Genomic DNA, 23,502 nt, shown 5'->3' with positions numbered 1-23,502 from the left:
TATTGATTTTTAATCAATTATATTTTTTGTCGTGTACTAAAAAAAAATTCTTAAAAGAATAAATAAAAACGCCTCTGGCTTTAGAGCCAAAAAGGTTGCGTGGCCAGCCATATCATTCGGTAAGCTGGGGGACGTCGTAAGCCATTAGGGGGCAGTTTTACCCTTCCATCATGCCGCAGCAGTACCACTTTTGAAAATTTAATTGATTTTTCTGCCAAAGAATAAGCTTAAAAATTTCCGAATTCCGTTCATAGGTTTAACTTTGTGGGTTCTGTAAATTAAGCAAATCCATAAGATGAATCAGTACAGCAAACGAAGGGAAGCGCTTTTATACCACGCCAAGCCGCATCCCGGAAAGATACAGGTGGTACCCACCAAAAAATACGCAACCCAGCGCGACCTTTCGCTGGCGTATTCTCCTGGTGTTGCCGAGCCCTGCCTTGAAATAGCCAAAGATGTAAACAACGTATACAAATACACGGCCAAAGGCAACCTGGTGGCAGTAATATCAAACGGTACGGCCGTGCTGGGCCTGGGCGATATAGGCCCGGAAGCCTCAAAGCCCGTGATGGAAGGAAAAGGCCTTTTATTTAAAATCTTTGCCGATATTGATGTTTTTGATATAGAAGTGGACACTAAGGATGTTGACAAATTCATTGAAACGGTAAAAAACATAGCCCCCACTTTCGGAGGCATTAATCTTGAAGACATCAAGGCGCCCGAATCATTCGAAATTGAACGCAGGCTGGTAGAAGAGCTTAACATACCTATCATGCACGATGACCAGCATGGCACCGCCATAATCTCTTCGGCAGCACTGCTCAATGCCGTGGAACTTGCCGAAAAATATATTGATGAAATTAAAATTGTAGTATCAGGTGCGGGCTCTGCCGCGCTGGCCTGTGCTAACCTGTACCTGCTGCTGGGCGTCAAGGCTGAGAACATTATCATGTTTGATAAAGATGGCATGCTGGTAAACAGCCGGACCGACCTGTCGGACCTGCAAAGAAAATATGCCAAAGAGGGAAGTGCCGTATCCCTGGCTGAGGCTGTTAAGGGCGCAGATGTCTTTCTGGGGCTTTCCGTAGGGAATGTCCTTACACCGGAAATGCTGCTGAGTATGGCGGCTAATCCAATCGTTTTTGCGATGGCAAATCCGGTGCCGGAGATTGATTATAACGTTGCCATTGCCACACGCAAAGATGTTATCATGGCTACAGGCCGGTCAGACCATCCTAACCAGGTGAATAATGTGCTGGGATTTCCTTATATATTCCGTGGCGCGCTTGATGTAAGGGCTACCAGGATTAACGAAGCTATGAAAATGGCAGCCGTAACCGCGCTTGCTGAGCTGGCAAAAGCGCCGGTGCCCGAGCAGGTGAATATTGCCTATGGTGAAACAAAACTCAACTTTGGGCGCGATTATATCATCCCTAAGCCTTTTGACCCGAGGCTTATTGCCGTAGTGGCCCCGGCGGTGGCAAAGGCAGCCATGCAGAGTGGCGTGGCACAGCAGCCTGTAACTGACTGGGAAAAATATACCGAAGAACTACTGGAGCGCCTTGGCAACGATAATAAAATGGTACGCCTGCTGACCAACCGGGCTAAAACAAACCCCAAGCGGATTGTTTTTGCTGAAGCCGATCATCTTGATGTGCTTAAAGCGGCCCAGATAGTTATGGAAGATAAGATAGGCATACCAATACTGCTGGGTAATAAAGATATAATTAACGAACTGAAAAAAGAAATTGGTTTTGATGCCGAAGTTAAAATCATAGACCCAAAAACAGCTGAGGAAGACATACGCCGCAACCGCTATGCAGAAGTATTCTGGAAAAAGAAGCAGCGAAGGGGTATTAACCTCCTTGATGCGCAGAAATGGATGCGGGAGCGAAATTATTTTGCTTCCATGATGGTAAATGAAGGCGATGCCGATGCCATGGTCACAGGATATTCGCGCAGCTACCCGTCAACAGTAAAGCCTGTAATGCAGCTTATTGACAAGGCTCCCGGTGTTACCCGGATAGCAACTACCAACATGATGCTTACCAAGCGGGGGCCAATCTTTTTGTCTGATACAGCCATAAATCCGGACCCTACAGCAGAGGATCTGGCCAGGATTGCTTTAATGACGGCACGTACAGTTAGGATGTTTGGCATGGAGCCTATTGTGGCCATGCTGTCGTTCTCTAATTTTGGTTCATCCGCTGATAAAAGTGCCCATAAGGTAAGGGAAGCTGTTAGCTACCTGCACGAAAATTATCCGGACCTGGTAGTGGATGGCGAAATACAGGCCGACTTTGCGCTTAATGGTGATATGCTCAAGAGCAAGTTCCCTTTTTCAAAACTTTCAGGCAAAAAAGTAAATACGCTTATTTTCCCTAATCTGGAATCGGCAAATATCACATATAAATTATTAAAAGAACTTAATAAAGCAGTCTCCATAGGGCCAATAATGCTGGGCATGGACAAACCCGTACACATATTCCAGCTCGGCGCCAGTGTAGAAGAAATGGTTAACATGGCGGCCGTTGCAGTAGTGGATGCACAGGAAAAAGAAAAGCGCCTTAAAATGGCTAAAAAACAGGTTTAACATTTAATTAAAGAATTTTTCTATTTTTGGAAGCATTTAATAGTCAGGTATGATAGCACATCTTCAGGGGAAATTAATAGAAAAGGCACCAACAGAGATAATTGTGGAGTGCGGCGGTGTGGGTTACCAGGTAAATATTTCACTGCACACTTATTCCCTCTTACCCGATGCTGAAAACATTAAAATTTACACGTTCCTGCTTGTAAAAGAAGATGCCCACGTTTTATATGGTTTCATGGAAAAAGCAGAGCGTGAACTATTCAAACTCCTGCTTTCGGTGTCAGGTGTAGGCGCGGGTACTGCCCGCACCATGCTCTCATCTATGGAGCCGAGGCAGGTTATTGGCGCTGTAGCATCAGGCAATGTTGCTGCAATACAATCTATAAAGGGTATAGGCAGTAAAACAGCGCAGCGGGTGATACTTGACCTGAAGGATAAAGTGTTAAAACTGTATGATTTGGAAGAAGTTTCTGTTTCGGGCTACAATACAAATAAAGATGAAGCGTTATCTGCCTTGGAGGTTTTAGGCTTTAACAAAAAATTAGCTGAAAAAGCAGTTGATAAGGTTGTTAAAGATATGCCGGGTGCCAATGTTGAAACCATTATTAAACAAGCATTAAAAAATTTATAGTCCTTGAGAACTGATTACCCCAATATATTCCGCATACAATCCAATCATGCCTTTTCTATACTTTTCCTGTTTTTCGGGCTGGTTGCCCGGGCCCAGGTAGACGAGGAAGAGGAGGCCCTGCAAAAAGCACAGGATACCGTAAAAGGTTATAACCAGGGAAAGGTAGCAATAGCCAACCCGAGGAGCATTGTAGAGGCATATACTTATGACCCCGTAACCAACCGCTATATTTATACTAATACGTTTGAGGGATTCAACATAACATATCCTATAATACTTACGCCGGAGGAATATGAAGAACTTGTGCTGAGGGAGTCAATGCGGGACTATTTCCAGGAAAAATCTTCAGCCATTGATGGAAAAAAAGCGGGCAGCGAGCAGCAGAAAAAGAACCTTTTGCCGCGCTACTATGTCAACTCAAGCCTTTTTGAAACCATTTTTGGAGGTAATACCATTGACGTGAAACCCCAGGGTTCTGTGGAGATGGACTTGGGAATACGCTATACAAAGCAGGACAACCCTTCGCTCTCACCAAGGAACCGTCGTACTTTTACTTTTGATTTTGACCAGCGGATTAGTATGAGCCTTCAGGGTAAAGTAGGTACCAGGCTTGCTGTCAATGCCAATTATGATACCGAATCTACTTTTGCCTTCCAGAACCTTATTAAACTTGAATATACCCCTACCGAAGATGACATCATCCAGAAAATTGAAGTAGGTAACGTGAATTTTCCCCTGTCCAATTCACTCATCAGGGGCGCGCAGAGCCTTTTTGGTGCCAAGATACAGCTGCAGTTTGGCAAAACGACCTTTACCGGAGTATATTCAGAACAGAAATCCCAAACCCGTACTGTAACCGCGCAGGGTGGCGGTACAATACAGGATTTTTCGCTATTCGCGCTGGAATATGATGCCGACAGGCACTTTTTCCTCTCCCAGTATTTCAGGAACCGGTATGACTATGCGCTGCGTAGTTATCCGCAGATAGACAGCCGCGTGCAGATTACCCGTATTGAAGTATGGGTTACCAACAGGCAGAACAGGATAAACCCTAACGACAACAATTCCCGGAATGTCCTTGCTATACAGGACTTAGGCGAGGCACAGGCCATCCGTTATACTGCTAATGGGCCCGCAGGCGATGTTACGCAGGAGGCGATAGGTTTTGCGAGTTCAGGTACTGCGCCGGCCGGTTTTTTCCGCGTAGGCCCTGATGCCCCGCCCGATAATGGAAATAACGCATTGAACCCCGAGATAATAGGGCAGGCCGGCAGTTTCCTGTCGCCTTCCGTAAGGGAAATTGTAACTGTTACCGGTGCCAGCTTTACCAATGGCCTCGATGCCAGCGAAGGTCGTGATTATGCAAAACTGGAAAATGCACGAAAGCTGTTGCCTAATGAATATACCTATCATCCGCAGCTGGGGTACATATCTCTGAACCAAAGGCTCTCTAATGATGAAGTTATTGCCGTTGCTTATCAGTTTACAGTGGGCGACCAGGTGTACCAGGTAGGGGAGTTCGGTACTGATGGCGTAGATGCTACTGTAGTAAACGGAACTAATCCCACTCCAAATCCCAACCAGGCAAATGTGTCTACACAAAGCCTTATATTAAAGATGCTCAAAAGCAGCCTGGTTAATGTGAATGAGCCTGTATGGGACCTCATGATGAAGAACATTTACCAGATACCCGGTGCATTCCAGTTATCACAGGAAGATTTCAGGTTCAACATATTGTATACCGACCCATCGCCATTAAACTATATAACACCGGCACCGGGTTCGTCGCTGCCGCTACCCCAGGGTGTCGCTGAAACGCCCCTGCTTCGTGTTTTTAATGTTGACAGGCTGAATTTTACTAATGACCCGCAGCAGGACGGCGACGGTTTCTTTGATTTTGTCCCAGGGATTACAGTGGATACCCAGAGTGGGCGCCTTATATTCACTACAGTGGAGCCTTTTGGGGAATATCTTTTTGAAAAACTTGATAATGATAATGCCGGTGGTTTTTATGATGACGCTACCGAAAACAGCTATAACCCCAACCAAAGGCGCTATGTATACCGCAGGATGTACCAGAGTACACAGGCTGATGCATTGCAACAAAGCGAAAAGAACAAGTTCCAGTTGCGCGGGCGCTTCAAATCTACCGGCGGCGACGGTATTTCACTCGGGGCATTCAACGTCCCTCAAGGCTCGGTTGTAGTTACGGCAGGGGGCAGGCAGCTCGTGGAAGGAGTGGATTATACAGTAAATTACCAGCTTGGGCGTGTACAGATACTTGATCCATCCCTGCAGGCTTCCAATACACCTATTGAGGTGTCTGTGGAGAATAATGCGGTTTTTGGCCAGCAGACCAGGCGCTTTATGGGCTTTAACATTGAACACAAATTTTCTGATAAATTTTTATTAGGCGGTACAGTATTACAGATGTCTGAAAGGCCTTTTACACAAAAAACAAATTATGGGCAGGAGTCCGTGCGCAACACCATATTTGGCCTTAACGGCGTCTACACAACACAAGTGCCGTTTTTCACCAGGCTTGTAAATAAATTGCCAAATATTGATACTGATGTACCATCTAATTTCTCATTCAGGGGAGAGGTAGCCTACCTTAAACCCGGTGCGTCAAAAGCAGACCAGTTTAACGGTGAAGCCACTACTTATGTAGATGATTTTGAAGGCTCGCAGACCAATATTGATATGCGTGGGGCGCAGGCATGGTCGCTTTCAAGCGCGCCTGTCACTATCTTTCAGAACAATATTCCTCCTATAGATAATCTTGAGTACGGTTACAACAGGGCCAAACTGGCATGGTATAGTATAGATCCCACATTTTATACCAACCAGAGGCCGTCCGGGCTTAGTGATGATGATGTAGCTTCAAACCGCACCAGGCGCGTCTATTTCGACGAGCTTTACCCGCTTACCGATGTTGTGCCCGGACAAACCACGGTTGTAAATACACTAGACCTTTCTTATTACCCACAGGAGCGTGGGCCTTATAACTTTAATCCCCTCGCGGCTTCCGGCAATGGTTTCAGCGAAGCACAGGCAGTAAATAATTGGGGTGGTATTATGAGGGCTATAAATTCAACAAACTTCGAGCAGACCAATGTTGAATACATTCAGTTCTGGGTAATGGACCCGTTTGTTGGCAACCCTGGCGATGCTAACGCACCTGATAATACCGGATTACTTGAAATAAACTTAGGCGAAATTTCAGAAGATATACTTAAAGATAACCGTAAGCAGTATGAAAACGGGCTGCCAACGGCAGGCGGCACACAGCCAACCTTTACTACTCAGTGGGGAAGGGTTCCGGTATCACAGTCGCTTATATATGCCTTTGATACAGAAGGAGGTAACCGCAGCGTACAGGATGTGGGTCTTGATGGCCTTCCTGATACCCAGGAAGGTATCGGTACACCTTATGCAGGGCAGCCAGACCCTGCCGCGGATAACTACCAGTTTTTCCTTGCGGCATCAGGTAATATTTTGGACCGATACAAGAATTACAACAACGTCGATGGCAACTCGCCTATTGATGTCTCCAGCAATAACAGGGGCTCTACCACTATTCCGGATACTGAGGACGTAAACCGCGACAATACTATGAACACCATTGATGCCTACTACAGGTACCTGGTGCCTATCATACCCAACGTACAGGTGGGGCAGGGCTATGTAGTTGATGAAAAGCGCCTCGATGTATCAGTCCCCGGAGGCGGTACTACACCGGTGCGCTGGCTTTTGTACAAGATACCAATAGATGCACCCGGATTGGAAACTGTAGGTGGTATAAGCAGTATACGTTCCGTACGTTTTATGAGGATGTTAATGACGGGCTTCAGGCGGGAGGTAACCCTTCGTTTTGGCGCGCTTGACCTCGTTCGCGGAGAATTCAGGAGGTTTGTAAATTCACTTGACCCTAATGAAGATAATACGCAAAATGCCCTTGACAATACAGGCTTTGATGTGACAGCTGTTAATATTCAGGAGAATGCCGACAGGCAGCCTATACCTTATATATCTCCCCCGGGCGTACAGCGGGAACAGCTTTTTAACAATAATGCTGTGATTAACCAAAATGAGCAGTCACTTTCACTGCGTGTATATTCAGCTGACGGTTCGGCTTCGGGTGGGCTTGAACCTGCTGACTCAAGGGCGGTATTCAAAAATGTTAATGTGGACATGCGCCAGTACAAAAAACTAAGGATGTTCCTGCATGCCGAAGCGCTACCGGCACCCGGTGAAACCGCGCCGCTACTCGATGATGAAATGAGGGGCTTCCTGCGTTTTGGCAATGACTTTACTGAAAACTTTTATCAGATTGAACTCAGCATGAAGGTAACGGGGCAGACACAGTCATTAGCCGAAGAGGTTTGGCCTTCTGCCAATGAAATCAATGTACCGCTTGAAGTGCTTACCAAGCTAAAGATTATGGCGCTGCAGGGCACAGCCGGTACGCCTGATGCGCAGGGGGTTATCTATATGAATGCCAGCCAGCTTGACGCATCGCTCGATCCAAGGATGATAATAGGTATTAAAGGTAACCCTAACTTCGGGCTGGTGCGTACGATAATGCTCGGCGTTAAGAACAGCTACAGAGTTGGCGACACCGGTGCCAGGAGCCTGAGAGGCGAAGTATGGTTCAATGAGCTCCGCCTCTCCGACCTTGATAACAGGGGCGGTATGGCCGCAGTAGCCAACATGGACACCAACCTGGCAGATTTTGCTACCATATCAGCTACCGGCAGGATGAGTACTATAGGCTTCGGAACCATTGAGCAGGCTCCGCAGGAACGCAGCCGTGAAGACGTGTTGCAGTACGATATTGTGACTAATCTAAGCCTCGGCAAGCTTTTGCCTAAAAAATGGGGTATGACCATACCTTTTAACTATTCGGTGGGTGAGGAAATAATAACTCCCGAATATGACCCTTTCCAACAGGACATACGACTTGACCAGTTACTTGATGTAACACAGGACCAGGCAGAACGCGAAAACCTCAGGAACAGGGCTATTGACTATACCAAGAGGAAAAGCATTAATTTCATAGGGGTGAAAAAGGAAAGGGCACCGGAGCAGAAACAGCGGATTTACGATCCTGAAAACCTTACCGTTTCCTACTCGTTCAACGAGATGGAACACCATGACTACGAAATAGAGGCGTTACTTGACCAGCAGTTGAGGACTACGGTAGACTACAACTATTCTTTCCAGAATAAGCCAGTAGAGCCTTTTAGCAAGTCAAAATTCTTCAAGAAGAGTGGCTACTGGAAACCTATCAGTGAGTTTAATTTTAATTATCTGCCATCAAACCTGTCTTTCAGTTCTAACATTATCAGGCAGTACAACAGGCAGCAGTTCAGGAACGTAGATGTTGACGGTATTCCTATTGACCCGCTTTACAGGAGGAACTATTTCTTTAATTACCAGTATGGCTTTAATTATAACCTTACAAAATCGCTTAAGTTCAACTATCAGGCATCTACCAATAATATAGTCCGGAATTACCTGGACGAAAACGGGGTACCGGTACAGGAATATACCATTTGGGATGATTTCTGGAATGTTGGTGAAGCTAACCAGCACACCCAGCAGCTGGTGGTTAATTATGACTTGCCCATCAATAAGCTGCCTGTTTTTAATTTTATAAAATCAACTTATACCTATACGAGTAATTTTAACTGGCAGCGTTCAAGTGATGCCCTCGCCACGTATACAGATATTAACGGTATTACATACAATCTGGGCAATGTGATACAGAACTCTAATGTGCACAGGCTCAATACCACATTAAATATGGACCTGCTGTACAAGTACATCGGCCTTACCGGGACTAAGAAGCCGGCAGCAAAAAACACAGCCCCGAAGGCGCCTCCCAAGCCGGGTGAAAAGGTACAGCCAAAGCAGCCTGTGGCTAAAGAAGGGAATGCGTTTATAAACGGCCTTATAGGGGTGCTTACCAGCGTTAAAAACATACAGATTGACTATACGGAGAATAATGGTACATCACTCCCCGGATTTACACAAACCCCCGGTTTTTTTGGCACCACTAAACCTACATTGGGCTTTGTACTTGGCAGCCAGGATGCTGATGTAAGGTATGAAGCGGCCAGGAATGGTTATCTGACCAATTATCCGGAATTCAACCAGAACTTCACTCAGGTAACAACATCTACATTAAAACTTGCCGCATCTGTAGATCTTTTTCCGGACCTGAAGATTGACCTTACTGGAGACAGAAGCTACTCCAACAACTTTTCCGAACAGTTTGATGTGAGTTTTGACGGTGCTACAGGGCAGCTGCAGTACAATTCACGTTCGCCTTACGACTCGGGGAATTTCCAGATTTCAACCCTGCTCATAAAGACATCATTTAGCGCAAGCGATGTCAATAATTCTGAAGCATTTAATAAAATGAGGGAAAACAGGCTTGTAATTGCCGAAAGGCTGGCTACTGAAAAATATGGCACGCCTAACTTCCCCAGATATGGTGATCCCGGTGTGCCGGCCAGTGATTTCGCTGCCGCCAATGCCGGATACCCTGTTGGCTTCGGGCGCAACAGCCAGGCAGTCCTCCTCCCTTCATTCCTGGCAGCTTATTCAGGGCAGGACGCTTCAAAGGTATCAACAAGCCCTTTCAGGAATATACCGCTGCCTAACTGGCTCATAAAATACACCGGGCTCATGCGCTATACGTTCTTTAAAGAACGGTTTAAGCGTTTTTCTATACAGCACAGTTACAGGGCATCCTATAATATCAATGCCTACCGGTCAAATTTTGAATACGACCGTAACCCTAACGGCCAGGATAATGGCGGCTTTGGCAACTTCTATACCAGGAATATTATTTCCAACATCAACCTTACAGAACAGTTTAATCCACTTATCCGTGTAGATTTTGAGATGAAAAACTCCGTAAAAGTACTGGCCGAAATGCGTAAGGACAGGACGCTGAACCTTAGCTTTGACAATAACCTGCTCACAGAAGTTAAGGGGAATGAATACATAATAGGCCTTGGTTACAGGGTAAAAGACGTGGTTATAAACTCAAGGCTCGCGGATAATCCTACCAACACTATCAAAAGCGATATTAACCTGAGGGCGGATTTTACGCTAAGGCAGAATCAAACGATAATCCGCTATCTCGACTATGATAATAACCAGCTGGGTGGCGGCCAGAATATTTGGTCGGTTAAGTTTACGGCCGATTATGCTTTCAGTAAAAACCTTACAGCTATTTTTTATTACGACCATTCGTTCTCTCAGGCGGTAATATCCACATCGTTTCCATTGACAAATATCCGTTCGGGTTTTACCATAAGGTATAATTTTGGAAATTAATGATAAAAGATTTATATATATTTTCATAAAACCATACATTTGCCAAAAATAAATCAACAATGAATATTCCAGCAGATTTAAAGTACACCAAAGACCACGAGTGGGTTAAGATTGATGGTGACACAGCCATTGTAGGCATTACCGATTTTGCACAGAAAGAACTGGGTGATATAGTTTATGTTGAAGTTGAAACACTTGACCAGGTACTTACAAAAGATGAGGTGTTTGGTACGGTAGAGGCTGTTAAGACAGTTTCAGACCTTTTCCTGCCCCTTTCCGGTGAAATAATTGAATTTAATGACGGACTGGAAACCAGCCCTGAAAAAGTAAATGCTGACCCTTATGGTGAAGGCTGGATGGTTAAAGTACGCATATCAGATGCTTCAGAGCAAAGCCAACTCCTCACAAGCGAGCAATACAAAGAATTAATTGGAGCTTAACAAGTATTTCTGGCCCGCGTTTTTCTGGACAGTTTTTGTAACTGTTTCCTGCCTGGTAAGCATGGATGCCCTCAGTAATGTCGATCCCTTTAATTTCAGGTACAAGGACAAGGCTGTGCACTTCTGCTTTTATTTTCTGTTTACGGTTTTTTGGTATCTGTTTTTTCAAAGGTTAAAAAACCGGGCTAAAAGCAGGGTCAGGCTTACTGTTTTTATCCTTGCTACTATTTATGGTGCATGTATTGAACTGTGCCAGTGGCTTTTTACAACAGGTAGGACAGCTGACATGGTTGATATCGCTGCCAATATGGGAGGAAGCACCCTTGCCATAATCTGCCTGTGGCTTTTCTCAAAAATTAAATAATACTTTTCCCCGGTTTTTGGGGGATATTTATTTTTATCACATGGACATCAAGCAGTACTTGGATTCTACTTACCTGAAAACGGCGCTACAGGCCGGTATAAGCAGGGAGCAGGACATTGATAAAGTTTTATCTGTAATCGGGGAAGCTGTTGCAGAAAAGTTTAAGCTGGTAATGATACGCCCTGAGCATGTGGCACTTGCAAAGGATAAAATTGCTATGGCAGGCTCGTCAGTACTTGTAGGGACGGTTATAGATTTTCCCCTCGGCACAGGGACACTTGAAGAAAAGCTCGCTGAAGCGGAAAAAGCAATTAGCGACGGAGCAGACGAACTTGATTTTGTGATTAATTATACAGCTTTCCGGCAGGGTGATACCGCAAGAGTAAGGAAGGAGGTGATAGCATGCACGCGGCTTTGCAGGGATAATGGAAAAACCGTGAAGTGGATTATTGAGGTTGCGGCTCTAAACGGGCATGAGATAGTGCAGCTCTGCGCCCTGATTAAAAACTGTGTGCTGAGCCATTTTGGCGAAGATGATTACGCCGCAGTTTTTGTAAAATCATCAACCGGATTTTATGTAACCGAAAATGGTAAACCCAACGGTGCCACCATCGAAACCGTGAAGCTGATGCTGGAAAACTCATTCCCATTACCGGTAAAAGCAGCCGGTGGGGTGAGGTCATACAAGGAGGCTGTTGAAATGATACGGCTTGGGGTGAAACGCATAGGTACTTCATCGGCAAAAGAAATCGCTACAGGGCAGGCTGCTTCGGGAAATTATTGACATAAAAAGGCCTCACAATACTGTGAGGCCTCTTTTTCATAGCAATCTTTCGCAATTTTCTTTTTCGCAACAATTAATAACCTAAATGAAGCTTTTTACAACTAAGATGCGCCACATTTAAAAAGGTTGCGTGCAGGCAGTAAAAATTGTAAATTATTTTAAAACCTTGTTTTTGAGGGAATGCTAATTTGCAGTATCTTTGCCGCACCTTTATGAAACCATGAAAATTACTTTGAACGCTTCAGATAAAACCATTTCGGCTAGGTCGCTTTTTGCAGATTTTACGGCAATTACAAAAGCAAGGCTGGCTATAAGTGTTGTTTTTTCGTCTGCGGCAGGATACCTCCTGGGTGTTTCTGATGTTTATACGTTTAGCTGGCTTACTTTTATCCTGCTGATTATAGGCGGATATTGCATGGTAGGGGCCTCAAACGTGTTTAACCAGATAATAGAGAAAGACCTTGATGCTAAAATGGACAGGACAAAAAACCGTCCTGTACCGTCCGGTAAAATGTCTCCAAAAACAGCATTTTGGCTGGGCGCGGTACTCACGGTGGCCGGTATAGCCATACTATACAGCATTAACCCTAAAACAGCCATGTTTGGGGCCATTTCAATTTTTTTATATACCAGCGTTTACACGCCTTTAAAAACTATCACCCCTTTGGCAGTATTTGTAGGTGCTTTTCCGGGTGCTATTCCCTTTATGCTCGGCTGGGTTGCAGCTACAAATGATTTTGGCATAGAAGCAGGCACACTCTTCCTTATACAGTTTTTCTGGCAGTTTCCCCACTTTTGGGCTATAGGCTGGTTCTTGTTTGATGATTATAAAAAGGCCGGTTTCTTTATGTTGCCTACAGGTAAAAAGGATAAAAAGACAGCACTGCAGACTATACTTTACACAATTTGGCTTATACTGGCTTCCCTATTGCCTGCTACCGGCTACACCGGCCAGCTCCATCTCTCATGGGTTTCGGCTATAGCCGTTCTTCTGCTTGGCCTCTGGATGCTTGTTTATGCCGTAAGGCTTTACAAGTATATGGATGCTGCCTCAGCCAAAAAACTAATGCTTGTAAGTGTTACCTACATATCACTATTGCAGGTAATTTATGTAATAGATAAATTTATCAGTTAATTATGGAAATGTCTTTAAAGGAACATTATGAAAAGAAAGCCAGGTCTCAGAAAATGATGCTGTGGTTTGGCATGGTCAGTATGTTTATGATGTTTGCCGGCCTCACAAGCGCTTATGTAGTAAGCACTTCAAGGCCTGACTGGATTAATGATTTTAAACTACCGCCTGCTTTTATGGTAAGTACAGTCATAATCATCCTGAGCAGTATAACTTTTCATTTTGCTAAAACAGCGATACAAAAAGGAAACAGGGGCACAACGTCAGCTATGCTGGCGGCTACCCTTGTCTTGGGCATATTTTTTGTCGTTTGCCAGTTCATTGGCTTTGGTGAAGTTATTAAGGCAGGCTATTTTTTTACAGGCCCCGAAAGCACGGTTACCACATCGTTCCTTTACATTGTTACGGTTGTGCATCTTGCCCACCTTGTTGCCGGGCTTATTGTTTTGCTCGTAGTAATTTATAATCATTTTAAACAAAAATATAAACCTTCACAAACCCTTGGAATAGAGTTGGGTGCAATGTTTTGGCATTTTTTAGATATTTTGTGGGTTTATTTGTTTTTATTTTTCTATTTCTTTTAAAAGAAAAAACGTAAATTTGGGCACTTTTAACTAATAACTTTATATGGCAGCTACAGTTACTACAGCTACTACTGGCAAAACTTGGGGCGGAGGGAATGAGCCTATGGGAGCAAGTTACGGTAAAATGATGATGTGGTTCTTCATTGTTTCCGATGCTCTTACATTTTCAGGCTTCCTTGCTTCATATGGTTTTTCAAGGTTTAAATTTATTGAAACATGGCCTATAGCCGATGAGGTTTTTAACCATTTCCCGTTTATGCATGGTGTTGATGCGCCAATGTATTACGTAGCGTTAATGACCTTTATCCTTATCTTCTCTTCAGTAACCATGGTGCTTGCTGTTGACGCAGGCCACAAGATGCAAAAAACCAAAGTAGCTATATACATGCTGCTCACTATTGTAGGCGGTCTGATATTTGTAGGCTCACAGGCATGGGAATGGAAGAACTTTATCAAAGGCGAATATGGTGCCATAGAAACAAGGGGAGGTTCTATTCTCCAGTTTGTTGACACCAGTGGAAAAAGGGTAAAGCTTGCTGATTTTGCAGCTGACCTGCCTGTCGAAATGGTTCAGAAAACAAGGAGCAACGGAGTGTGGTTTGTTGACGGCCCGTCACTGCCTACCTACACTGTCCAGGAAGTGGTTGAAGGCTTTAAGGCTAACCCTAACATTTTAGTGAGGACAGAAAAGCTTAACGATAAAAAGAAAAAAACTATATTAAGCCGCGAGGAGTCACTGGCAAGGCTTGCTGAGGCTCAATATGTGGTGGAAGGCGCTAACCTTGTGAGGAATGAATACGGGCATAAGCTCTTTGCCAATTTCTTCTTCTTTATTACAGGTTTCCACGGTTTCCACGTATTCTCGGGTGTACTTATCAATATCCTCATATTCTTTAACGTATTGTTGGGTACCTATGAAAAGAGGAGAAGTTATGAAATGGTTGAAAAAGTAGGTTTGTACTGGCACTTTGTAGATTTAGTCTGGGTGTTCGTATTTACATTCTTCTACCTTGTATAATTCTTAATAAGAAAATAAATGGCACATACACACGAATCAAATACAAAAAGAATCTGGTACGTATTCGGTCTGTTATCAGTTATTACCATAGTTGAGGTATTTTTAGGTATAATCAGGCCCGGGTTTTTAGTTGATAATGATTTTTTAGGCATGCACCTGCTCAACTGGATATTCATTATCCTTACGCTGGCAAAGGCTTATTACATTATGTGGGCATTTATGCACCTGGAAGGCGAAAAAGCCAATTTACGTTGGTCGGTAGTAGCCCCGCTCGTTTTCCTTATAGCATATCTGGTCCTTATTGTTCTTATAGAAGGTAATTATATTTATAAAGTATTCCTGACCTCTCATTATAAATGGATTTTTTAAGGATACATTATCATAAAGGCAGTTATTAACTGCCTTTTTTTTATTTTTGTATAAATTTTTCCCCTACCGGTAAATGAAAAAGCTTGTACTTCTCAGTTTGCTTGTCCTGCCTTTGTTGCTGTATATTTACTTTTCGCTGGCAAAGCACAACTCTCTTTTTTTGCCTGTTATAACAAAAGAAGTCAGTGAGCTTCCCGTTGATACAACTTCCGTAACGGAACCTGTACGGCTAAAAGGGAAAATTACCGTTTTAGGCTTTATAGGTAAGGATGTGCCCCGGAAAAAAGAAAGCCTGTTCAACCTTAACCAGAAAATCTATGCCAAGTATAAAGATTTTAATGATTTTCAGCTGGTAATGATTGCCCCGGCAGGCATTGAGGCCGATGTGGAACGCGTTACTGCCCAACTTAAATCAATGGCGGATATATCGGGATGGAAATTTGTTTACCTGCAACCCGCGCAAATTAAAAGTTTTTACAGCTCCCTAAAGGCTGACAGCGGGCTTGATAAGGCATACGGCACATTTGACGTGTTTATTATTGATAAAGAAAGGTCGCTAAGGGGAAGGAAAGGCAAAAATAAAAAGGGTGAGGAAGAATACAGGGATAGCTACAATACTTTTTCTGCGGCTGAGCTTCACAACGAAATGACTGATGATGTAAAAATAGTGCTTCGGGAGTACAGGCTTGCCCTGAAGAAGAACATTGACGGCAAAAATAGTAAAAGGCAGATATGAAGAACAAGTCTTATATAGGCATATCATTTATAATTTTAATTTTCGGGATACTTTTCATACCAAAAATTATTGACCGGCTGAAGAATAATAATGTTATACAAAATGACCGGCTCAATGTTAATAAACAAACAACAGGGCGCGACTCGGGCCTTGAAGTTATTGGTAAAGCTCCTCAGTTTAGCCTTATCAGCCAGGATGGCAAAACCATTACGCAGGGCTTTTATAAGGGTAAGGTTTATGTTGTAGAGTTCTTTTTTTCCACCTGCCCTTCAATATGCCCGGTGATGAACCAGAACATGCTTGATATTGAAAAAGCTTTCATTGGCAACAAAAATTTCGGGATAGCGTCAATTACCATAAATCCTGAATATGATACGCCTGCGGTGCTTAAGGATCATGCAAAACAGCTTGGGGTTACATCGCCAAACTGGAATTTTTTAACAGGTGAAAAGCAGTACATCTATGACCTTGCCAATAAGGGTTTTAAAATTTTTGCAGGGGAAAATAAAAAAGTAGCAGGAGGTTTTGAACACAGCGGCCTTTTTGCACTAATTGACAAGAATGGGCAGGTAAGGTGCCGGAAAGATAAAAATGGCAATCCCATATTTTATTACACGGGGCTAAATTATAATGACCCTGAGGGTATAGAAGAAGACCTGGCCGGAAAATACAGGCCCGGCGTTGTGGCTATTAAAGAAGATATTAAAAAACTACTTGAAGAATAATGGAAAATACTATTAATACAAATGATGCCGAAAAGAAGTATAATAAATGGATTATACTGCTGTCAGTCGCTATACCGCTGGTTGTGGCGTTACTCTTTGGGGTTAAGCTGAAGGATCTGGGGTACAATGTTGAGCCGCTTTCGTTCCTGCCACCTATCTATGCGGGCATCAATGCCGTAACGGCTGTTGTGCTTGTAGTGGCCGTTATGGCTGTAAGGAGAGGAAACCGTAGGTTGCATGAAAATCTTATGAAATTTGCCATAAGCCTTTCAGTAATGTTCCTTGCTATGTATGTGGCCTATCACATGACCGCTGACTCTACAAAATTTGGCGATACGGACCATGACCAGGTACTGTCAGCTGCAGAACAGGCAGCAGTAGGCGCCATGCGTTACGTTTACCTGTTTATCCTGCTTACGCATATAGCCCTGTCAGTAGTAATAATACCTTTTGTACTTATAACATACGTACGGGCTATTACAAACAACTTTGAGAGACACAAAAAGCTGGCCCGTATTACGTACCCTATGTGGCTGTATGTAGCCATAACAGGAGTTATAGTCTATCTTATGATATCACCATACTACGCACATTAACCGGAGTATAATGAAGAGGATTTTTTTAGCAGGGTGCCTTTTGCTCAGTATTGCCGGCCATGCGCAATGCGCCATGTGCAGGGCTGCACTTGAAAGCAGCAATGGGAGCATAAAAGCGGAATCAGTAAACGATGGAATCGTTTACCTCATGATATTTCCCTACCTGCTTGTGGGCCTGGTTGGCTTTGCGGTGTACAGGTTAAGGAGCAGAAATAAAGCGGTAGATTAGTACTATTTCAGCCCGTCAACCTTTATGTCCATGGTGCCTGATGTTTTAATAAAGGCAATTATGGCTTTGTCTGTTACCTCTACTTTTTCAAATTCAAAGTCGTTAAGTTTGCCATTAATAAAAATGCCGGCTATGGGAGAATAATTTTTCAGGTAGGGGAGCAGGTTCTTTTTGCCTTCTTCCAGGTTAGGCTGGATGGAGTAGCGGCAGCTTTCCTGTATTTTTCTCAGGATCAGGCCCTCAGCCAGCCAGTTGGCCGTGCGCATCAGCAGGCTTTTAGTATCCAGCACATACTGCACCTGGTCAAAATATATCTCTTTCGTAACTGCGTTGTAATTAGGGTATCCCGAAAGGTAAATAGTGCCGTTAACACTGCCTGTAAGTTCCAGTGCAATGATGGTTTTCCCGTCTTTGTACCACAAATCAACTTTTTGTACCGTAACTTTTCTTTTACCTGATGCAAATTCCTGCCCCTGGAAATTTTTAGTCAGCAGGCGTGACGCGCTTTCGTAGGTTGATACAGCAGCAATAACTGCGGTAAAATTATCCGGCATTTTGCTTACGGGTTTCAATACCACTTCTTCACGTTTGAACGCACTTTTTGGTTTTTGGCCTATAATGGTCTGCATTGTGCATTTAAGGCCCATATCCATGGTTATTTTGCTTTTAGAAAGAACAGCATCGCTAACATAAAGCTCAATAGGCTTCAGTACAAACCATGACTCATATTGTTCGCTGGTAAGCAGCGGTGTACTCAGTTTTTCCAGTGCGTCAAGCACGTTTGGCTTAAAATCGGTTACTTTGGCCAGTGCCTGGTCCAGCTTACCCGCAAGTTTTGATTTAAAAAGCCTTACCGCAGGATTAATAATATAAGTAATAGCCACCTTTTTACCGCCAATGGTAACAGTAGGGCTTTCATTCCATTCAACAGACTCAATGGAAGTTTGGGTTGAAAGTTTCCAGTTTGATAGTCTTACGGTGCTGCGGAAGGTTACAATGCCGTCAAGGTCAAATTCACGGGTATCATACAGGTCAATACCCATGGCAGAAGTACCGTATTTAATATTTGCATTAATTTTTATGGGTGCAACAGCCTGCAAAACACCTTTATCTTCGGTAAATTTGAAAGGGGCTGTTTTCCATACTTTTATAGTTATCTTATCATCTTCAAGATTATTGTCTTCATAAATAAGCCCATTAAAAGATTTATTTATCTGGCTCTCAATGTCCGCAAGGCTAATTGTTACGGGCATACTTATAAACGAAGTTGTAGCCTGGTAAACAACCGGCTTGTCATCACTTGGTTCAGGCTTTAGCGCTTCAATCTTTTTTGTGGACGAACAGCCTGAAAACATTAGCCAGAGCAGTGCGGTAATAACATTTATTTTTTTCATCTGCGAAAATTACAGCGCAAAATTATAATTAAAATTGTAACAACCTATGGCATTAAAAGTCTTATCATTACCTTTGCCTTTATTTTTTAAAAAACAGATAATAATCAAAATGCTCAAAAATTTTGTTCCTGCCATTACAAACAGATTACGTAAGGCCCTGCTTATCACTCTATGCCTTGTAGGTTTTAGTGCTTTTGCACAGCCAAAGAAATGGACGCTGCAGGAATGTATTGATTATGCCATTAAAAATAATATATCCATAAAAAACACCACGCTTGATGAGGAAACCGCAGCAGTTTCAAAGAAAGATGCGTGGGGTTCTTTCCTGCCTACAATAAATGGACAGGCTTCACATTCCTGGAACATAGGCCTTAACCAGAATATCACTACCGGTCTGCTCGAGAACCAGACTACCCAGTTTACATCGGCCGGTCTCAATGTAGGTCTTGATATTTATAACGGACTTCAGAAAATAAACCAGTTGCGGCGCGCCAACCTGGCACTGATTTCGGCAAAATACCAGGTGCTAAAAATGCAGGAAGATATTGCCCTTAACGTGGCTAATGCCTACCTTCAGATATTGTTTAACAAAGAAAACCTGAAAGTGCAGCAGCAACAGCTGGCATATGATACGCAACAGCTTGAACGCGTACAGCAGCTTGTTGATGCCGGTTCGGTGCCAAAGGGCGACCTGCTTGATGTTAAGGCCACAGTGGCAACGGATAACCAACGAAAAATTGCGGCTGAAAATACGTTGCTGCTTTCAAAATTGAGCCTCGCGCAGCTTATGCAGCTGGAAAATTTCCAGGACTTTGACACAGTGGACAGCGACTATCCGATTGACCAATCCGGGGTACTGCTGGAACAGCCTTCGGCTATATTTGATAAAGCAAAAGAACAAAGGACTGAGCTTAAAATAGCCAGGGCCAATGTAGCAGTAGCGGAAAAAGATGTAAAAATAGCCCGGGGGGCATACCAGCCGACATTACAGGGATTTTATAGCTTTAATACCCGTGCGGCCTATGCCGATCGTATTGTAGGGGTGATACCTGACCCTGACACGCCTTTCAGCCCCATAGGGGTACTGCCCAGTACAGGCGAAATTGTCGTACAGCAAAATTTCAGGCCAGTACTCGGCTCCGCAAGTTCTCTCTGGAAACAGTTTGATGACAATAAGGGGCACTCATTTGGTGTTTCGCTTAATATCCCGGTGCTTAATGGCTTCAGGGTACGCAACAATGTACAGCGTGCCAAGATATCGCTTGAGCGTTCTAAAATAACCCTACAGCAGCAGGAACTTACTTTAGAAACCAATGTGTATACAGCTTATACTGACGCGCAGGGCGCACTCAAAGCATACGAAGCCGCACAAACCACACTTGAAGCCAGGGAAGGCTCTTTTAATTATGCCAAAGAACGGTATGAAGTGGGCCTAATCAATATATTTGACCTTAACCAGGCTCAAACCCTTTTTGTCAATGCACAGTCTGAAGTGCTGCGCACAAAATACGATTTCATCTTCAGGGTTAAAATTTTAGAATTCTATTTCGGTATACCTTTTTTTCAAAAACAATAATTATGTCAAAGAAAACACTATATTACCTTTTAGGCATTACAGCCGTTGCGGTTATTATCCTTATTGTACTTAGCAAAACTGGTGCGGTAGGCAAAAAAGATGAGGGCAAAGAAGTAGAAACAGCCATAGTTAAAGAAATTACGCTTACAGAAACCGTTTCCGCTACCGGTAAAGTACAACCCGAAATTGAAGTAAAGATATCTTCGGAAGTTTCGGGCGAAATTATTGAACTTCCCATAAAGGAGGGGCAGGCCGTAAAAAAAGGGGATCTGCTAGTACGCGTTAATCCCGACCTGTACCAGTCCGGTGTGAGCAGGAGCGCAGCCACACTGTCAACTGCCAAAGCCGGGTTAAGCCAGGCCGATGCACAGCTCAAAGAGGCTAAGGCAAATTATGACCGTAATAAAAAGCTTTTTGAAAAAGGGGTGATTTCCAAATCCGAGTGGGACAGGATTATTTCGGCTTATGAAGTGGCACAGGCATCAAAACAATCAGCATATTACAATGTGCAGAGCGCCAGTGCTACTGTTACCGAAGCCAGGGATAACCTTAACCGTACCACTATATATTCACCTGTTGACGGTACCATTTCAAAACTTGATGCTGAGCTGGGCGAGCGCGTAGTGGGTACGCAGCAGATGGCCGGTACCGAGATATTAAGGGTAGCCAACCTAAACAATATGGAAGTAGAGGTTGATGTTAATGAAAATGATATTGTTAAGATTGAGATTGGCGATGACGCCGAGATCGAAGTGGATGCCTACCTGAAAAGAAAATTTAAAGGTGTAGTTACCAGTATATCAAATTCTGCTAATACGGCGCTTACGGCAGACCAGGTTACTAATTTTAAAGTAAAGGTGCGCATCCTGAAAGAATCGTACACGGATATGACCGCCGGGAAACCCGCTAATTATTCCCCTTTCAGGCCCGGTATGACTGCCACGGTTGATATAATCACTGAAAGGAAAGAAAACATACTTGCGGTGCCTATAAGCGCGGTAGTGGTTAAAACCGATACAACGGCTGCCAAAAAAGACGTTATCAAGGAGCTTGAGGAAAAAGAAAAGGAAAAAGAAGGCACTTCAACAGCTAAAAAGTTTGAATGCGTATTCATCAGGCAAAACGGTGTGGCAGTGTTGAGGCCCGTAACCACAGGCATACAGGATGATACCAATATCGAGATAATAAAAGGCCTTAAAAAGGGAGATGAAGTGATTACTGGCCCTTATACTATCGTTTCCAAAGAGCTTAACCCTAATGATAAGGTTAAAGTAAAGCCTAAGGAGTAGAAATAGCATGGGCTATATACTTAATATTGAAACGGCCACTAAAAACTGTTCGGTTTCTTTAGCAAAAAGCGGTGTGCCGGCAGCCCTGGAAGAATTTGCGGGTGAAGGCTACCTCCATGCCGAAAAGCTCCACGTTTTTATCGCTAAGGTGCTGGAAAAAGAAAATATCACCTTTAACCAGCTCTCTGCAGTGGCAGTAAGCATGGGCCCCGGTTCCTACACCGGCCTCCGCATAGGTGTTTCGGCCGCTAAAGGCTTGTGCTACGCCCTTACTATACCTTTGATTGCTGTTGATACCCTTGAAATACTGGCACGTAGCCTTATTGTACATGAGGGTGTTATTATACCGCTTATTGATGCGAGGCGGATGGAAGTCTATAGCGCTGTTTTTGATGCTTCCTACAACAGGCTGAGAGAAACCAGGGCAGAGATCATTACCGAAGAATCTTTCAGTCCTTATGCACAGCCGGTACACCTTATTGGCGACGGTGCGGCAAAATGTAAGCCGTTGCTGGCTGATTCGCGCTTTAAATATCATGATGGCCTGCTATACCCTTCAGCAGCCATGATGGCAGGCTTATCCTGGCAAAAATTCACACAGCAGGAATTTGAGGACGTAGCCTATTTTGAGCCGTACTACCTTAAAGATTTTATTGCGGGTAAATAGAAACTTCTTCCAGTGCAGGTTAGGAGTATGACGAAGAAACCGGAAATTACTACTACGGCGCCAGGTATTACGACCCGAAATTAAGTATCTTTATATCGGTGGATCCGTTGGTTGAAAAAACAATGGATGGTTATGGGTATTGTTATAATAATCCTATCAATTTGGTAGAACCTACGGGATGAGTGCTGTCGAAAGCGGAGGCGATGGTGACGGAGGCGGCTGGTTTTCAAGAGCGGTTAATTGGGTTAAGGGTAAACTAGGCATAGAACCGGAATACAAACCAGTTCCAAAAGAAGATTTTGGTTTTGACTTGGAAATGGAAGAAGTTGTTATAAATGCAAATAAATCAGTAAATAATTCAGGAACAAATGGTGAAGCAATTTCTTGTAATCCTTTGAATAAGCCTTCAGGTCGTATTGATTGGAGTATATTTGGAATTATCTGGGAATATTTTGACAGACAGAGTTGATATGTTCAATATGATGGAGAGATGACTAGTGATTTTATAGGAGGTTCAATAGGTAAGAATGGAAAGTAATATAATACAATTACTTCTCCTTGGGCTCCCGGTGCTAAAGTTCATAATGTCAATTTTTCTAAAAATTTAAATGATTTTAAATCTGTATCTGATCTTTTTTCAACTCATTTGGAAATTGCTTCCTCACTAAAAGATAGGAATCAACAAGATATTCAGATGAATAGCTTTTATTACATGGAAACTATTAATATTAGAGTCCCAAGGATGGGTACATATGGAATGGAAATTCCTGCTACAAAAGAGGATAGAAAAAAGGTTATTTGTTTATACAAGGTACAGACACATTAATTATTAAATAATGAAATTAAAAAAGTTAATAATTGTATATTTTATCTATATCTGTTTTGTTGGATGTAGTAACCAAGAAGAAAAAAAATATTATTATCAAAATGGTAAAGTTTTTTATATAGATTTCTTCTCGGAAAAAAAATTAATACATAGAAGTGGTTTAAACTTATTTGTTAAATAAAAAAGGGTTGACGAA

The 23,502-nt window shown here is 43.3% G+C and carries 19 protein-coding genes and 1 pseudogene; 19 read left to right on the top strand and 1 reads right to left on the bottom strand.

Annotated elements, in window-relative coordinates; all coding sequences use genetic code 11:
- Positions 1-295 precede the first annotated feature (295 nt).
- The 14 genes from CHU92_RS06345 to CHU92_RS06280 all read left to right on the top strand — a co-directional run bounded on the left by CHU92_RS06345 (position 296) and on the right by CHU92_RS06280 (position 17,554).
- Complete coding sequence (locus CHU92_RS06345) at positions 296-2,593, top strand: NADP-dependent malic enzyme (protein ID WP_094413729.1); 2,298 nt, start codon at positions 296-298, stop codon at positions 2,591-2,593.
- 49 nt (positions 2,594-2,642) lie between these two features.
- Positions 2,643-3,224 carry a Holliday junction branch migration protein RuvA gene (gene ruvA / locus CHU92_RS06340; RefSeq protein WP_094413727.1) on the top strand — a complete coding sequence of 194 codons (582 nt, stop codon included), beginning with the start codon at positions 2,643-2,645 and terminating at the stop codon, positions 3,222-3,224.
- A 3-nt stretch (positions 3,225-3,227) separates the two neighbouring features.
- Positions 3,228-10,577: a T9SS outer membrane translocon Sov/SprA gene (gene sov, locus CHU92_RS06335; protein ID WP_094413725.1), complete on the top strand. Its 7,350-nt coding sequence runs from the start codon at positions 3,228-3,230 to the stop codon at positions 10,575-10,577.
- 59 nt (positions 10,578-10,636) lie between these two features.
- A complete protein-coding gene (gene gcvH / locus CHU92_RS06330; RefSeq protein WP_094413723.1) occupies positions 10,637-11,017 on the top strand; it encodes a glycine cleavage system protein GcvH in 381 nt (126 codons plus the stop codon).
- Positions 11,007-11,381, top strand: coding sequence for a VanZ family protein (locus CHU92_RS06325; RefSeq protein ID WP_129583020.1), 375 nt, complete (start codon positions 11,007-11,009; stop codon positions 11,379-11,381). The genes gcvH and CHU92_RS06325 overlap by 11 nt, the downstream gene beginning before the upstream one ends.
- A gap of 40 nt (positions 11,382-11,421) precedes the next feature.
- Entirely contained in the window at positions 11,422-12,165 is a 744-nt protein-coding gene (deoC, locus tag CHU92_RS06320; RefSeq protein ID WP_094413719.1) for a deoxyribose-phosphate aldolase, read from the top strand.
- A 232-nt stretch (positions 12,166-12,397) separates the two neighbouring features.
- Positions 12,398-13,300 carry a heme o synthase gene (gene cyoE / locus CHU92_RS06315; protein WP_207759814.1) on the top strand — a complete coding sequence of 301 codons (903 nt, stop codon included), beginning with the start codon at positions 12,398-12,400 and terminating at the stop codon, positions 13,298-13,300.
- Positions 13,301-13,302: 2 nt separating this feature from the next.
- Positions 13,303-13,881 (top strand): cytochrome c oxidase subunit 3, encoded by a 579-nt coding sequence (locus CHU92_RS06310; protein WP_094413717.1) that lies wholly within the window; start codon positions 13,303-13,305, stop codon positions 13,879-13,881.
- A gap of 43 nt (positions 13,882-13,924) precedes the next feature.
- Positions 13,925-14,899 carry a cytochrome c oxidase subunit 3 gene (locus tag CHU92_RS06305; protein ID WP_094413715.1) on the top strand — a complete coding sequence of 325 codons (975 nt, stop codon included), beginning with the start codon at positions 13,925-13,927 and terminating at the stop codon, positions 14,897-14,899.
- Positions 14,900-14,917: 18 nt separating this feature from the next.
- Entirely contained in the window at positions 14,918-15,268 is a 351-nt protein-coding gene (locus CHU92_RS06300) for a cytochrome C oxidase subunit IV family protein (protein WP_094413713.1), read from the top strand.
- 73 nt (positions 15,269-15,341) lie between these two features.
- Complete coding sequence (locus CHU92_RS06295; RefSeq protein WP_094413710.1) at positions 15,342-16,004, top strand: thioredoxin domain-containing protein; 663 nt, start codon at positions 15,342-15,344, stop codon at positions 16,002-16,004.
- Entirely contained in the window at positions 16,001-16,729 is a 729-nt protein-coding gene (locus CHU92_RS06290) for an SCO family protein (RefSeq protein WP_094413708.1), read from the top strand. The genes CHU92_RS06295 and CHU92_RS06290 overlap by 4 nt, the downstream gene beginning before the upstream one ends.
- Complete coding sequence (locus CHU92_RS06285; RefSeq protein WP_094413706.1) at positions 16,729-17,325, top strand: DUF420 domain-containing protein; 597 nt, start codon at positions 16,729-16,731, stop codon at positions 17,323-17,325. Before CHU92_RS06290 ends, CHU92_RS06285 begins: the two co-directional genes overlap by 1 nt.
- 10 nt (positions 17,326-17,335) lie before the next feature.
- On the top strand, positions 17,336-17,554 hold the full coding sequence (locus tag CHU92_RS06280; RefSeq protein WP_094413704.1) for a hypothetical protein: 219 nt from the start codon (positions 17,336-17,338) through the stop codon (positions 17,552-17,554).
- Positions 17,555-17,556: 2 nt separating this feature from the next.
- On the opposite strand, the gene CHU92_RS06275 is transcribed toward CHU92_RS06280, so the two are convergent.
- Positions 17,557-18,948: a DUF4403 family protein gene (locus tag CHU92_RS06275; protein ID WP_094413702.1), complete on the bottom strand. Its 1,392-nt coding sequence runs from the start codon at positions 18,946-18,948 to the stop codon at positions 17,557-17,559.
- Between the two features lie 109 nt (positions 18,949-19,057).
- On the opposite strand from CHU92_RS06275, the gene CHU92_RS06270 reads away from it, so the two are divergent.
- From CHU92_RS06270 to CHU92_RS06250, 5 genes and pseudogenes are all read left to right on the top strand, one after another.
- Positions 19,058-20,524: a TolC family protein gene (locus CHU92_RS06270; protein WP_094413700.1), complete on the top strand. Its 1,467-nt coding sequence runs from the start codon at positions 19,058-19,060 to the stop codon at positions 20,522-20,524.
- Between the two features lie 2 nt (positions 20,525-20,526).
- Complete coding sequence (locus CHU92_RS06265) at positions 20,527-21,813, top strand: efflux RND transporter periplasmic adaptor subunit (RefSeq protein ID WP_094413698.1); 1,287 nt, start codon at positions 20,527-20,529, stop codon at positions 21,811-21,813.
- A gap of 7 nt (positions 21,814-21,820) precedes the next feature.
- Complete coding sequence (tsaB, locus tag CHU92_RS06260; RefSeq protein ID WP_094413695.1) at positions 21,821-22,480, top strand: tRNA (adenosine(37)-N6)-threonylcarbamoyltransferase complex dimerization subunit type 1 TsaB; 660 nt, start codon at positions 21,821-21,823, stop codon at positions 22,478-22,480.
- A gap of 83 nt (positions 22,481-22,563) precedes the next feature.
- Positions 22,564-22,662: pseudogene (locus CHU92_RS16090) on the top strand (RHS repeat-associated core domain-containing protein); the annotation flags it as partial.
- On the top strand, positions 22,659-22,949 hold the full coding sequence (locus CHU92_RS06250) for a hypothetical protein (protein WP_094413693.1): 291 nt from the start codon (positions 22,659-22,661) through the stop codon (positions 22,947-22,949). The pseudogene CHU92_RS16090 and the gene CHU92_RS06250, both read left to right, overlap by 4 nt.
- Positions 22,950-23,502 lie beyond the last annotated feature (553 nt).

It is taken from the genome of Flavobacterium cyanobacteriorum, assembly GCF_002251835.1.
Taxonomy (GTDB): domain Bacteria; phylum Bacteroidota; class Bacteroidia; order Flavobacteriales; family Flavobacteriaceae; genus Flavobacterium; species Flavobacterium cyanobacteriorum.
This window is presented reverse-complemented; position numbering and strand designations above follow the sequence as displayed.

Bases quoted from the DNA above. Each gene is read 5' to 3' on its own strand.
- CHU92_RS06345 (WP_094413729.1), top strand. From the start codon at position 296: ATGAATCAGTACAGCAAACGAAGGGAAGCGCTTTTATACCACGCCAAG.
- ruvA (WP_094413727.1), top strand. From the start codon at position 2,643: ATGATAGCACATCTTCAGGGGAAATTAATAGAAAAGGCACCAACAGAG.
- gcvH (WP_094413723.1), top strand. From the start codon at position 10,637: ATGAATATTCCAGCAGATTTAAAGTACACCAAAGACCACGAGTGGGTT.
- deoC (WP_094413719.1), top strand. From the start codon at position 11,422: ATGGACATCAAGCAGTACTTGGATTCTACTTACCTGAAAACGGCGCTA.
- CHU92_RS06310 (WP_094413717.1), top strand. From the start codon at position 13,303: ATGGAAATGTCTTTAAAGGAACATTATGAAAAGAAAGCCAGGTCTCAG.
- CHU92_RS06305 (WP_094413715.1), top strand. From the start codon at position 13,925: ATGGCAGCTACAGTTACTACAGCTACTACTGGCAAAACTTGGGGCGGA.
- CHU92_RS06300 (WP_094413713.1), top strand. From the start codon at position 14,918: ATGGCACATACACACGAATCAAATACAAAAAGAATCTGGTACGTATTC.
- CHU92_RS06295 (WP_094413710.1), top strand. From the start codon at position 15,342: ATGAAAAAGCTTGTACTTCTCAGTTTGCTTGTCCTGCCTTTGTTGCTG.
- CHU92_RS06290 (WP_094413708.1), top strand. From the start codon at position 16,001: ATGAAGAACAAGTCTTATATAGGCATATCATTTATAATTTTAATTTTC.
- CHU92_RS06285 (WP_094413706.1), top strand. From the start codon at position 16,729: ATGGAAAATACTATTAATACAAATGATGCCGAAAAGAAGTATAATAAA.
- CHU92_RS06280 (WP_094413704.1), top strand. From the start codon at position 17,336: ATGAAGAGGATTTTTTTAGCAGGGTGCCTTTTGCTCAGTATTGCCGGC.
- CHU92_RS06275 (WP_094413702.1), bottom strand. From the start codon at position 18,948: ATGAAAAAAATAAATGTTATTACCGCACTGCTCTGGCTAATGTTTTCA.
- CHU92_RS06270 (WP_094413700.1), top strand. From the start codon at position 19,058: ATGCTCAAAAATTTTGTTCCTGCCATTACAAACAGATTACGTAAGGCC.
- CHU92_RS06265 (WP_094413698.1), top strand. From the start codon at position 20,527: ATGTCAAAGAAAACACTATATTACCTTTTAGGCATTACAGCCGTTGCG.
- tsaB (WP_094413695.1), top strand. From the start codon at position 21,821: ATGGGCTATATACTTAATATTGAAACGGCCACTAAAAACTGTTCGGTT.
- CHU92_RS06250 (WP_094413693.1), top strand. From the start codon at position 22,659: ATGAGTGCTGTCGAAAGCGGAGGCGATGGTGACGGAGGCGGCTGGTTT.